This window comes from Acinetobacter celticus, from assembly GCF_001707755.1.
Lineage (GTDB): Bacteria > Pseudomonadota > Gammaproteobacteria > Pseudomonadales > Moraxellaceae > Acinetobacter > Acinetobacter celticus.
On sequence record NZ_MBDL01000008.1, the window covers coordinates 399,292 to 412,440 of the forward strand.

Genomic DNA, 13,149 nt, shown 5'->3' on the forward strand with positions numbered 1-13,149 from the left:
ATTCGTTTCAAACCAATAGACAGCTCAAATGCTGTCTATTTTTATTTGCACCAATAATAAGTCAGCAAAAAAAATGAATTTATGGTTAAATTTCGCGTTATTTTTGAAATTATTTGAATTGATGGTGGCCTGAACTGCCCTCAATCGGCGTTCTTTGTACTGTCAATTCATATTTCGATCTGCTGTCCGACTCGAAATGGATATTGTATGAGCTCCCTGAATCCAACTTTAATTACTTTTCTTTTTTATATTGTTGCCATGACTGCAATTGGCTTAATTGCATATCGTGCGACAACAAACTTCTCTGACTACATTTTAGGGGGCCGTCGTTTAGGAAGTTTTGTTACTGCACTTTCGGCTGGTGCTTCCGATATGAGTGGCTGGCTCTTAATGGGCTTGCCGGGTGCAATTTATCTTTCAGGTCTGTCTGAAATGTGGATTGCTATTGGCTTAATTATTGGCGCATGGCTGAACTGGTTATTGGTTGCAGGACGTTTACGTGTACATACTGAAGTCCAACACAATGCCCTGACCCTGCCCGATTATTTTTCTAATCGCTTTAATGACCAGAAAAAAATTCTACGTGTTGTTTCTGCCGTCATCATTTTAGTGTTCTTTGCTATTTACTGTGCCTCTGGCATGGTTGCTGGTGCACGCTTATTTGAAAGCATGTTTGGCCTGTCTTACAGTACAGCACTTTGGATCAGTGCAGTTGCCACAATTGGCTATGTCTTTATTGGCGGTTTCTTGGCCGTTAGCTGGACGGACACCATCCAAGCCAGTCTAATGATTTTTGCACTATTGCTGACCCCTATTGTGACACTCATGGCATTTGCAGATATGTCTCAAGTGACTTTAGCACTTGAGGCTGCCCGACCACATGCAACAGATGTGATGGGGCATTTAGAATGGGTGGCTATTTTGTCCTTATTGGCATGGGGCTTAGGCTATTTTGGTCAACCGCATATTCTTGTTCGCTTTATGGCAGCAGACTCTGTTAAATCCATTCCTAATGCACGCCGTATTGGCATGACTTGGATGATCCTATGTTTAGGTGGTGCCGTGGCTGCTGGCTTCTTCGGTATTGCATACTTCCAGCAACATCCTGAATTGGCTGGTGTGGTCAATGCTAATCCTGAAACCGTGTTTATGGAACTTACTAAAATTTTGTTTAATCCATGGGTTGCAGGGATTGTATTGGCCGCAATTTTAGCAGCGGTCATGAGCACTTTAAGCTGTCAGCTTTTGGTCTGCTCAAGCACGCTAACCGAAGATTTCTATAAATCATTCTTACGCAAAAATGCCTCACAAAAAGAATTGGTTTGGGTGGGTCGCTTAATGGTGCTGATGATTGCCCTATTAGCCATTTGGATGGCAGGAAACCCTGAATCTAAAGTGTTAGGATTAGTGGCTTATGCATGGGCTGGTTTTGGCGCTGCTTTTGGCCCATTAATCATCCTTTCATTGTTCTGGAGACGCATGACACTCAATGGCGCACTTGCAGGTATGATTGTTGGTGCAGTCATGGTTATTCTTTGGAAAAATGTTTGGGGCGCAACAGGTGTCTATGAAATTATTCCAGGTTTCATCTTGTCATTTGCATCCATTATTATTGTCAGCTTAATGGACAAAGTCCCAAGCAATGAAGTGACTGACCGTTTTGATGAAGCAGAAAAAATCTATAACGAAAATAAGTAATTCATTTAGTACGTAATAGTGAAGTGATAAAAAAGGGAGAACATTTGAGTTCTCCCTTTTTTATTGCCATTTATTTTTAGCTTTTACGCGCCAATAAAAACTGAGTAATGAGAGTCAGTTCTTCCGCTTGATCATCAAAATATGACAATGCATTCATGGCTTGATTATGTAAATCTTGCGCATAAGCCTTGGCTTGTTCTAATCCCATCAGTGCAGGATAAGTCGACTTTTCAACTTGCTGATCTTTACCTGCTGTTTTACCCAAAACTTCTGTTTCAGACACAATATCTAAAATGTCATCTTGAACTTGGAAAGCTAAACCAATGGCTTGACCATACTCACGTAGTTTTGGAATAGCAGGATCTGTGCCTTTAAAAAGTGTAACCGCAGCCATCATAATAGCCGCTGTAATTAAAGCACCTGTTTTATTCCGATGAATTGTTTCTAATGCATCTTGTGTAATCTGCTTGCCTTCGGCCTGTAAATCGAGCACCTGACCATTCACCATTTTTGATGATGCCGTTGCCAAAATTTGCATTTGCTTCAGGACAATTGAGGCTTCAACGGCGGGGCCTTGATCAAACAATCGACTGCCTAATACTTCAAAAGCCATGGATTGCAGAATATCACCCGCTAAAAGCGCGGTATCTTCGCCAAAAGCTACATGACACGTTGGTTGCCCACGGCGAAGTAAATCATTGTCCATACAAGGCAAATCATCATGTGCCAAAGAATAACAATGAATAAATTCAATTGCGACTGCAGCACGGCGTACTGCAGCATGATTAGGATTGTTCTGTAGCGCACCAGTGGCATAACACAGTGCTGGACGCACACGTTTTCCACCCAGCATCACCGCATGATACACCGCACCTTTTAAAGGTTCTGGGATTGCAAATGCATCTAATGCAGTTAATAAATCTTGCTGAATGCGCTGTTGCGCCTCAGTCAATATATGTGTCTGCACATCAGTTAAAGATGACACTTTCACCTCGAGTACTTCGTTAAGCTTTTAAAACAGTTTTTCATTTGCACAGACCATGCAAAATCGGCCATTCACTGGCTTTTATTGGCCTGTAGCATCATACTGCTTTTAATTTACTTTCTCTATGTTCTCAGCACAATCTTGCTTTATAAAAGTAAATTCATACATGCTTATGAAAACCATAAACTTGATAGCCGATCATAACAATCACATTTCTGCATCTTGTGTAATCAAAATAAAAAAGTCCCTACATTGAGGGACTTTTTATCTTATTGCTGGAATTAATCCAATGTCTCTTGAGGTATACGCACCCAACCTTCCATCAGGACACGTGCACTACGGCTCATAACGGCTTTCTTCACAGCCCATTGACCATTTTCCAGAACCGCTTGCGCACCAACGCGTAGGGTGCCTGAAGGATGTCCAAATCGAACTGCTTCGCGTTCCCCACCACCTGCAGCAATATTCACCAACGTCCCCGGAATGGCGGCTGCAGTCCCAATAGCCACAGCGGCAGTTCCCATCATGGCATGATGCAATTTACCCATAGACAATGCACGTACCAATAAATCTGCATCTTGTTCAGCAATTGTTTTACCACTAGAAGATACATACGCTTTTGGCTTAGAAACAAAAGCAATCTTAGGCGTATGCTGACGCTTTTGTGCTTCTGAAATATCTTGTATTAGCCCCATCTGCTTAGCACCGTAAGCACGAATTTTTTCAAAACGTGCCAGTGCAACAGCATCTGAATTAATTACTTCTTGTAATTCAGTGCCTTCATAACCAATATCTTCAGCGTTTAAGAAGATGGTTGGAATACCCGCATTAATAAATGTGGCTTGAAACTCTCCTACCTCTGGAACTGTCAAAATATCGACCAAATTTCCAGTCGGAAACATTGCGCCGCCATCATCTGCTGGGTCTAAAAATTCAATTTGAACTTCGGCCGCAGGAAAAGTCACACCATCTAATTCAAAATCACCAGTTTCCTGAACCTGTCCATTTGTGATCGGTACATGCGCAATAATGGTTTTTTGAATATTGGCTTGCCAGATATTTACAGTACAAATCCCATTTTCTGGGATTTTATGTTGATCGACCAAGCCATTTGTAATAGCGAATGCGCCAACCGCAGCCGTTAAATTACCGCAGTTACCGCTCCAGTCGACAAAAGCACTATCAATAGAAACTTGGCCAAATAAATAATCAACATCATGATTTGGCTTGTCACTTTTGGCTAATATTACCGTTTTACTGGTACTTGATGTAGCGGCACCCATACCATCAATTTGCTTGCCATACGGGTCTGGACTACCTATAACACGTAACAGAATCTGGTCACGAATCGTGCCTGCCTGTTGTGCTTCTTTAGGCAAATCACTTAGTTTAAAGAACACCCCTTTACTGGTGCCACCACGCATATATGTTGCTGGAATTTTAATTTGTGGAGCAAACGACATATTTTTGAATCCTTCCTATTTATCATTGTATTGCGTTAGATCAATATGATATTAATCACGCATAATCATAGCTTCTTTTGCAAGTAAAACATGCGCTACTGGACTTAAGTATAAAAAACAGTCGCTCAAGAGAATCTGGTTTTTATATTATTAATAGTTTTAACCTCAAAAATAAACCTAATTCTTTGATAAAAATCATAATAACTTTAAAAAAAAGATAATTTTTAAAATCAACAAAATGTTTCATACTGACCATCTACTAGGCTAATAGTTTGCAATACTTTACAATTCGGAACTTAATCCTTGTCGGGCTGAATAATTTGAATAACGAATCCTCTACACTTCAGCGTGGCTTAAAGAACCGTCATATACAATTGATTGCCATGGGTGGTGCAATTGGTACTGGCTTATTTTTAGGTTCTGCGCATGTGATTGAATCTGCCGGTCCATCCATTATTTTGGGTTATGCGATTGGTGGTTTAATTGCCTTTTTAATTATGCGTCAACTCGGGGAAATGATTGTACAAGAACCTGTTGCCGGTTCATTCAGTCATTTTGCGAACAAATATTGGGGCAAATTTCCCGGCTTTCTCGCGGGTTGGAACTATTGGGTTTTATATGTCTTAGTTGCCATGACCGAATTAACCGCTGTCGCTAAGTATATTAATTATTGGTGGCCGTTTATTCCCGCTTGGGTGTCAGTACTGTTTTTCTTCATTGTAATTACCCTTGTAAATTTGGGTAATGTGAAGTTTTATGGTGAATCTGAATTTTGGCTGTCTATTATTAAAGTAACTGCTGTAGTTGCTATGATTATTTTCGGTATTTATTTACTGGTTACCGCTGGGCCTGAATCAACAGCTTCTTTTAGCAACCTTTGGTCACACGGTGGATTCTTCCCACATGGCTTTGAAGGCCTATTTTACATGCTGGCCTTTCTTATGTTCGCTTTTGGTGGTATTGAACTGATTGGTATGGCGGCAGCAGAAGCCAAAGACCCTCAGAAAACAATTCCCAAAGCCATTAACCAAGTGGTTTTTCGTATTCTGATTTTCTATGTCGGTTCGTTAACCATTCTGTTATCGCTTGTGCCTTGGAACCAATTAGAACTTGGCGGTCTAGATAAAAGTCCATTTGTACTGATTTTTAGTCAATTAGGAATTGGTTGGGCAGCGCATTTGCTGAACTTTATTATCTTAACGGCGGCGCTTTCTGTTTATAACAGTGGTATGTATGCCAACAGTCGTATGCTATTTGGTTTAGCGCAGCAAGGAAATGCACCTAAAATCTTTACTCAGACCAATAAGCAAGGTGTGCCAATCCCTGCTGTTTTGTTCTCTGCCTTACTGATTTTTGGCTGTGTCTTGCTAAACTATTTTGCGCCAGAAGATGCTTTAAGTAATCTAATTTATATTGTTGTTGGCGCTTTAGTTTTGAACTGGGCGATGATTAGTTTAACCCATCTTCAATTCATGAAAGCGATGAAAGCTGAAGGGACTGTTTCACAATTCCCTGCTCTATGGTCACCATTTAGTAACTATTTGGTACTTGCCTTTATTGCAACAGTACTCTATATCATGTGGACACAAGGTTTGAGCGGTGCGGTCATTATGATTCCCGTTTGGATTACGCTCATGTTTGTTTTATTCAAAATACTTTATAGAAAAGCTTAATTTTTTAAAGCATTTAAAAGGTTATTGTTTCGACAATAACCTTTTTTTTTGTCTGAAATTAGAGTACATTAAGTTCGTTTTGCGCCCTTAGCTTAACTGGATAGAGCAGTTGCCTCCTAAGCGACCGACGTGGGTTCGAGTCCCGCAGGGCGCACCATTTTATGGTTTATTTTGGTCTACAGCACTCCACAACATAAATATAATTTTATAATAATCAGAAATTTAAATAACACTTGATTCTATATTAGTCTTAATGACTCTCTTGTGGACTAATATTTTTACAATATAAAATACAGTACAAACTTTTATACGCGAAATTTTGTACTGTAAAAATGCCAAAAATCATCAAAATCCTTATGAATAGCAAGATAAAAAATCTCAAAGCAACCCTTAATAAACATCAACGAATTTCAGACAATAATGGCTTATTTTTAATCCTTTCCAAAACTGGTGATACAGTTACTCACACCCCTCTACTAAAAAATGAAACTCCTTAAGTTTTGATTCCTATCCAACAATCACTCTAGCTGATGTAATAATTAAGTGCGAAGAAGCCGTACCTGTCTCACTAAAAACATTGACCCACATGTGGAAAAATCAGAATTAAGAATGAGATATTAAGTTCAAATAAGAATATTTTTAGTGAGCTATCTAAAAAATGGATGAGTAAACAAGACGTTGCTGAATCTACAACTAAAGGACAGCAAAGCTTATTAGAAGTGATCAATCAGCACATTGGCCAAATTCCTGTTTATGAAATTAAAGCTATGGATGTACTCAAGGTCTGTCGACTTTATAAAAAAGACGGAAAGCTAAAAAAGTTAAAGTGAAATGTAGTCAGATATTACGCTATGCCGTTCCTATTGAACTGTGTAAACATAATGTCACTCAAAACTTAAAGGGTGCTTTAAAAAAACCTAAAATTATCCATATGACTGCTTTAGTTGAACCTAAAGACTGAGCCAATAAAAGTTTGGAGGTTTTTATGGAGTAAAACTAAGCGATTCTTAATTTACTCATTATTCTACACTGACTTTAAAAGTGAAAGGTTGTTCAGTAATGCTTCTACAGTACTGCGAGTGATATTGGCTTTGTTATTGTTTCGACGAATTAATTAAACAGCCCTACACTATCTGGCAAATCGTTAGATAGTGCAGAATAACTGCAAATATTTAGTGCAGAATAAAAAACAAAGTAGTACAAAAAAAGCCGAAAACTTACAAATGCCTATGAAAATGTGGCGTGATTTATATGAAATGTGGCAAAAATGTGGCAATAAAAAAGCCACTTAATTAAGTGGCTGATTTATATAAAGAATTTTGGGGTGGCGACAATTGAACTTAACAAGTAAACGCATGTTTAATATAGAATATTTAATTTATTAAAAATCATGTGATACATATTGTGATACAAACTCAGTTTAATTAACTATAAAACCTGAGTTTATGTAATTATCCCAACTTTTAACAAAATCCGTTTCGTTGTAATAACCACTAGCTTTCAAATCATCTTTTAATGATTTTTTCATGTCTAAAGTGCGTTCATCAATTATCTCATCGGTATATTCAAGATAGTAATATTTCAGCAAATACGGAAAACCAGAGCTATCTCTTCCTGCTTGACTACTGGCATATTGATCCGCAAATTTTGCCACATTAGCGAAATCATAATTGCTATGATTATATGAACGCTGACTCTTAACATGAGTAATCAATAAATTCATAAAATTATCTAAAAACTCCTTCTCAGACATTCGGCTAGGATTCATTGATTTTTGTTCCATAGCTAAGTAGATAAAAGCCATTACTATAGAAACATAATGATTGAAATTACTCATTAAAGCTATTTTCTGTAGAATTCTAGTGAGATCTCTTGAATTAAGATTAAATACTGCTGATAAAATCAAAATATCCTTATTATTCACTCTCAATCCAAATTTGCTAACATATGTTCGAATAACTTCAACATAAGAATCACTTTCCCGTTTTGGGAATTTAATATTTAAATCAATGAATTTTTCTAAATAACTATTTGTCGATTTGAAGCCATAGAAACTATTTATTGATTCTTCTAATTGAGCTTTATTTGTTGCAAGAACAAAAATAATGTTTGGAATGTCAAAGAAATGCTTAATTCTTTCAATTAATTTTATAGAAAACTCAGGCTTACACCGATCAAGCTCATCTACAATAAAAACTAAAGGATATTCCAAATCTTTAACTAAATTTTCTAGCTCTTGTTTAAAGTATTTTAACTCATTCTTATTTGTATTGTAATTATCAACTAGTTCCGTCAAGTGCTCTTTTAATCCTTCCTCTAATAACTCGCCTACCTTTTCTCCAACACCTCCTGTTGCTTCCTTGACAGTTGTGATTGTATCCTGAACACCTTTGCTAAAATGCCCTCCGCCCATCAAGGTCATAGCCAAAGACCAAATAAGCATTGGTAAGTTTGGAAGCACCGCATGATAAGCACTAATGAATTTATCTTTAAATCTATTACTAACCGATGCATCGGAATCAACTATATTAAGAATTTCCATAGATAAAATCAGAAATGGATCCTCCATAAAATCATGTGCAAAAGCATCTATGTAAATAACTTTATAGTTTTTCTCTTCTAAATCAGCTTTCCAGTTTTTTACAAACCATGTTTTACCTGATCCCCATTCCGCATCTAATGCAATTGTAGCTCCACATTGCAAGTTAGAGATGAAGTGCGTCAACTTTTCACCTAGTTGCTTACGCCCCCATAAATCTCCTTTAAACGGCTCAGTAATTTCTTCTTCACGATCTTTGATAAATTTAGTGCTCATATTCATTTTTTATAAATAATTGAAATTAAAAATAAAGTATAAGGTTTTTTGTGAAAATCTCAATTTTTATGAATGGTCTCCATACACCATTTTTCTAATTCTCTAGGACTTCGCTCATTGGCTCAAATTAGGTTAACTTTTTGCTAAAGTTAGGGTTAAGTAAATGTTAAGTTTCATCTTAGATAAAGTATCTTAGTAGGACATATATAAGTTATTAGGCAGATTAGATTTCGAAATAACGCCGTGATCCTTGCTGTATAAGGACTTTAGCGTTATCAGTGCATAAATTTACTTACAGCAATTTTACGAAGGGTGACTAAAATTTTTAGCTAAATTACAGATTGCATTCACGGCTAATTTATTCAGCTCCGTATTCATTTCAATTTCTTTAGGTAGCTTTCTTAAATTCCGATTGGCATCAAGATATGCTACTTTTTCAACTCCGTAGGCTTCCACTGTACAATCATACAATTGCTTTGTTTTCTGAACAGCATTTTTCTTTACTTGGGTGAAGCGGATGCCTTTAAAGCAATCTAGTAAAACACGTTTGATATTCACAAGCCGATTATCCAGCTTAGACAAGACATTAACTTTCATATTCTTTTCTGCTCGAATCCGCCAATATTCTTCAGGTAAAGGCTGACCATTTTGATCAGTCTGCTTTCGGTATAAATGCCAATATTCATCTGCTAATTTGTGATTAATACCAATATTGTATCCATCTTCAATTTTGCTATGCAGAATAATTGGATTGAATGGAATCGGCGTAAACACTCCTATTTGCGTTTTAAAGATCCTTAAATTTTCGGTATCGTTTGGTAGCTTAAGAGATTTAAAAAGGGCTGTAATCAGCGCTATATGCTTGTAACCGTAAAAGTCTAAAGCTACTTCCATCTCTGTAATAGCTAGACTAGCTTTGACTAATCCGAAGTGGTTGAGGTGTGCTATTCGTTGATTAATAGAGTGAATTGAGTTCATATCATGTAAACGAATAATATAACCACTATTACTTTCTTTAATAAAATGGCGGATCTTCGTTTTTTCCGTCAAGTACTTTTTAATATCATGCCTTGTACATGACTTCTCGACTTGAAAATAAATATCCAAAAAGTCGAGACATGCTTTGATCTTTATATTCATCGCTTTAAAGTCATAACTATGAATATTGGAGAAAATTTTGGTTTCCATTTGATCTGCATGTTGAGCGTTATTTGCATAACGTAATTTCATACTTTCAATGATTAAATCAAGCTCATCATTTGAAGTATGAATACCAAAACTTAGATCTTTTTTAGTTACTGTATTACGAGTAGATATTGTCTTTAAGCGAAGAATTTCACTCTCAATATCTTTAGTCTCATTAAAGTAATAAAGGCTGAATGGATCGACAAAATCTAACTGATCAAGTCTTTCAATCAATTGTTGGCATTCTAAAGTTAATGGGTTTGAATTGTTTAACATTGGTTTTTCCTTAAAATATTAAAAAACGGCTCATTGAGCCGTCTTTGTCTTACTGAATGAATCTTTTCCTAGTTCTTAAGTTTTCCAAATGTTTTCTCCATTTCCATATCATGCCATTGAGCAACTTTTTGAAGATGAATATCTTCAGCCTTTTTAAATTGGTCAAAGTAATATTGATCAATTACTTTGACTAAATCAGGTAAGGTATTACCATCGATTCCTTTAGCTAATTTTTTCTCAACTAGCTCTTTTGGAAACTCAACTTTCAATTGAGCCCAATCAACACCATTCAACCAATCATTAAATAAATTCTCGATTGTCAATTTTTGAAATGTCTCAGCACCAACTGCCAAGCCAAGTCGTACGTTTAATTTATCAGTAAAATTCATTTTGAATTCCTTTCTTAATGTTTGGATGTAATTGAAAGAATGAAAGCTTTTAGCGTTGTCTCGCTATATGCAATCTTTCCGTTAATCTGTTGAAATTTAAGTGTGTAAACTTCTTTCGAAGTTCGGTTATTTGCTAAAAAGGATGCCCATTGCTGCACTGTTTTAAAGGGCAATTTATTTGCCAAATATTCGGAAGCTTGTGGTCTAGTTAGCCATGTAGAATCAGCGATCATGACTGCACCTTTCTTTTACTATGCCACTCGATTAATTCAGCATAATCAAAATAAACAGGGGCTTGCCTTGTATCGCAATATTTGAGAGGGCGTGGAAATGAGGGGTCTCTTCGAATTAAAACCCGCAATGTATCTCTTGATACATCAAGCATTTGACATGCTTTATTGTAGGTAATCTGAAGAGGAGGTATTGTTTGAGACTGCATTTAATGACTCCATGCTCGTTGCGATGAGGTCATTAAACAAAATTTTTGGCAGTGTCATAAAAGTGACACAAGGTCGTTTTTTCAACTGTTAAACAATTTTTCTAGTTTTATTTTTGCCACTTAGATTCAGAAGAACTTTAAGCCTAGCTTTTAACCTTCCTGTTTCCTCCGTTTCAACTTTAATACTCCTCAACTTAGTAGATGTGATTTCATAATTTTTTAACAATTCATTAATAGCTTTTTCTAAGTTTTGTTCTTCTTCAAATAGACCTTTACGCTTTAGGTAGATTTCCTCCCACAACTCCAAGGCTAGACCTAATTCTGAAGAATAGAATTCACCATCACGGTTTAAGGCATGATGAGATAAGGGGATACTATTAATTTCTTCTATTTTGAATAATAAATCTTTTTTATTAACTCGTAAATTACGGATTATTGTTTTTAGATCGAGTTTTCACTCCTCATCCCTGTAATATCTTTTTGCACTGTTTCGCCACAAGCTTCTATCATATCAATATAAGCTTCTAAATCCTTCATACTAAGTCCCCCATAATTAACATGAGTTCCAGCGACTAAAGGAGAATAAATTTTACAATCTGAAGGCTTATAAAAATTAACAATATTAGCTGCCTTATCATCTATCAGAACTTGATTTAGAACTTTGAGATGTTCTTTGCTATTCAAGATTAAATACCCTGCATATAACTCAGTTGAATAGATTGTAAAATCATCAATACCATTCGATAGTACATCATACATTTTAGAGCAAAGTTCACCTTCATAGTTTAAGTATGCATTCAAATATCCATTCGATAAAAAGTGCATCAATGTGAATCCATTGCTATTTTGACGAGTAACATTTTTGAGATATTTAATAGTCTCCTCATAATTCAAAAACATTGTTAATTTCCCAGCTTTTTAAATTGAATAACTTTCATATCCGCTAACTCTTCTAAATAATCGGCATACCACTGCATTAATCGTGCACGATCTTCCAAATATTGAGCCTTGTTATACACCCCTGCTACACCATCTTTCACATGTGCAAGCGCAGATTCAATATGACGCTCATCAAAGCCTTTATTGTTCAATATCGTACTTGCGATATGTCTAAACCCGTGGGGTGTCTGACGCCCTTCATAACCAAGACGCCGTAATGCCATAATAAAGACCGTGTCTGATTTAGGTTTATTCTTATTAGATCTACTCGGAAACAAATATTCAGACTCAGAATGGATGCTTTTAAGCCCTTGGAGTAACTGTACAGCTTGTGTTGATAAAGGAACTGTATGCTCACGGCGCTTTTTCATGCGAAAGTCAGGAATAGTCCAAAGTGCATTATCTAAATCAAACTCTTCCCACTTAGCTTCACGTAATTCACTAGGTCTACAAAACAACATCGTTAAAAGTTGTAAACCAATTCGGCTATCTAGAGTTGGGTAATTATTAATTGCTCTAAGTAATGCAGGAAGTTCATTTTCCGATACATGAGCCATGTTCTCTTTTTTGCCCTGAATAAGGTATTTCTGCATGCCTTCTAAAGGGTTGTAATCAATGCGTCCTGTGACCTTTGCATAATCGTAAATATCTCGGCACATCGCACACATACGCTTTACTTGCTCATAAATCTTTTGCTCAAGTTGAATACGTTTTAAATGTTCCATCCATTCAATCGGGCGAATCGAAACAAACAGTCTCTTTCCGAACATTGGAAAAATATGCTTTTCTAATGCTCCTTTGTTACGTGTCATCGTATCTGCTACCCATTGAGTTTGCTTTGTATCAAGCCATTCTCTTGCTAATGCTTCAAAGGTCGCGTTATTCGCTTCTAATTCTTTAATTTTTCTTTCTTGCTTACTGACAATCGGGTTTTCGCCGTTACCGATATCATTCAACAATTCTTGTGCTTTCTTTCGTGCCAACTTGCCTTTAATAGCAGGATACCCGCCCAATCCAACCCAAGACCATTTTCCATCGGATTTCTTGTATCGTAATTGCCAAGATTTATTGCCATTCTTTTGTACAAAGAAATAAAGCCCATTACCGTCTAATTCTCGATAGTCTTTATCTTCGGGCTTTAAATTTTCCAGTGTTGTATCTGATAAGGGGCGCTTTTTAATATCCGAACGCTTCATTGTGTATCACAGTGGTTTCAATAATTTATCAATGATACACGATGTGATACATGATACAAACTCGTATACTCGGTTAAGCTCAGTTATATAC

Annotated in this window: 12 protein-coding genes and 1 tRNA gene; 4 read left to right on the forward strand and 9 right to left on the reverse strand. The window is 36.5% G+C overall.

From position 1 onward, the window contains the following. Positions 1-207: 207 nt before the first annotated feature. Complete coding sequence (gene putP / locus BBP83_RS06045) at positions 208-1,698, forward strand: sodium/proline symporter PutP (RefSeq protein WP_068886512.1); 1,491 nt, start codon at positions 208-210, stop codon at positions 1,696-1,698. A gap of 76 nt (positions 1,699-1,774) precedes the next feature. On the opposite strand, the gene BBP83_RS06050 is transcribed toward putP, so the two are convergent. After that, positions 1,775-2,683: a polyprenyl synthetase family protein gene (locus BBP83_RS06050; protein WP_068886788.1), complete on the reverse strand. Its 909-nt coding sequence runs from the start codon at positions 2,681-2,683 to the stop codon at positions 1,775-1,777. 281 nt (positions 2,684-2,964) lie between these two features. After that, entirely contained in the window at positions 2,965-4,146 is a 1,182-nt protein-coding gene (gene prpF, locus BBP83_RS06055; RefSeq protein WP_068886514.1) for a 2-methylaconitate cis-trans isomerase PrpF, read from the reverse strand. Positions 4,147-4,466: 320 nt separating this feature from the next. On the opposite strand from prpF, the gene BBP83_RS06060 reads away from it, so the two are divergent. From BBP83_RS06060 to BBP83_RS15245, 3 genes are all read left to right on the forward strand, one after another. Continuing rightward, positions 4,467-5,819, forward strand: a complete 1,353-nt coding sequence (locus BBP83_RS06060; protein ID WP_068886791.1) for an amino acid permease — start codon at positions 4,467-4,469, stop codon at positions 5,817-5,819. An 81-nt stretch (positions 5,820-5,900) separates the two neighbouring features. Next, positions 5,901-5,976 (forward strand) — tRNA-Arg (locus BBP83_RS06065). A gap of 505 nt (positions 5,977-6,481) precedes the next feature. Further along, complete coding sequence (locus BBP83_RS15245; RefSeq protein WP_171258039.1) at positions 6,482-6,649, forward strand: hypothetical protein; 168 nt, start codon at positions 6,482-6,484, stop codon at positions 6,647-6,649. Positions 6,650-7,239: 590 nt separating this feature from the next. Here the strand turns inward: BBP83_RS15245 and BBP83_RS06070 are convergent. The 7 genes from BBP83_RS06070 to BBP83_RS06105 form a co-directional block, all read right to left on the reverse strand. Further along, on the reverse strand, positions 7,240-8,634 hold the full coding sequence (locus tag BBP83_RS06070; RefSeq protein ID WP_245669716.1) for a KAP family P-loop NTPase fold protein: 1,395 nt from the start codon (positions 8,632-8,634) through the stop codon (positions 7,240-7,242). A 303-nt stretch (positions 8,635-8,937) separates the two neighbouring features. Then, on the reverse strand, positions 8,938-10,095 hold the full coding sequence (locus BBP83_RS06075; protein WP_068886518.1) for a hypothetical protein: 1,158 nt from the start codon (positions 10,093-10,095) through the stop codon (positions 8,938-8,940). A 68-nt stretch (positions 10,096-10,163) separates the two neighbouring features. Then, the gene (locus BBP83_RS06080; RefSeq protein WP_068886520.1) at positions 10,164-10,484 is read right to left on the reverse strand and encodes a hypothetical protein; all 321 of its coding nucleotides are present in this window, start codon (positions 10,482-10,484) and stop codon (positions 10,164-10,166) included. 14 nt (positions 10,485-10,498) lie between these two features. Then, a complete protein-coding gene (locus tag BBP83_RS06085; RefSeq protein WP_068886522.1) occupies positions 10,499-10,717 on the reverse strand; it encodes a hypothetical protein in 219 nt (72 codons plus the stop codon). 294 nt (positions 10,718-11,011) lie between these two features. Further along, positions 11,012-11,230, reverse strand: a complete 219-nt coding sequence (locus BBP83_RS06095) for a hypothetical protein (RefSeq protein ID WP_068886524.1) — start codon at positions 11,228-11,230, stop codon at positions 11,012-11,014. A 134-nt stretch (positions 11,231-11,364) separates the two neighbouring features. Further along, the gene (locus BBP83_RS06100) at positions 11,365-11,823 is read right to left on the reverse strand and encodes a hypothetical protein (RefSeq protein WP_068886526.1); all 459 of its coding nucleotides are present in this window, start codon (positions 11,821-11,823) and stop codon (positions 11,365-11,367) included. 2 nt (positions 11,824-11,825) lie between these two features. Next, on the reverse strand, positions 11,826-13,058 hold the full coding sequence (locus BBP83_RS06105) for a tyrosine-type recombinase/integrase (RefSeq protein ID WP_068886528.1): 1,233 nt from the start codon (positions 13,056-13,058) through the stop codon (positions 11,826-11,828). Positions 13,059-13,149: the final 91 nt, after the last annotated feature.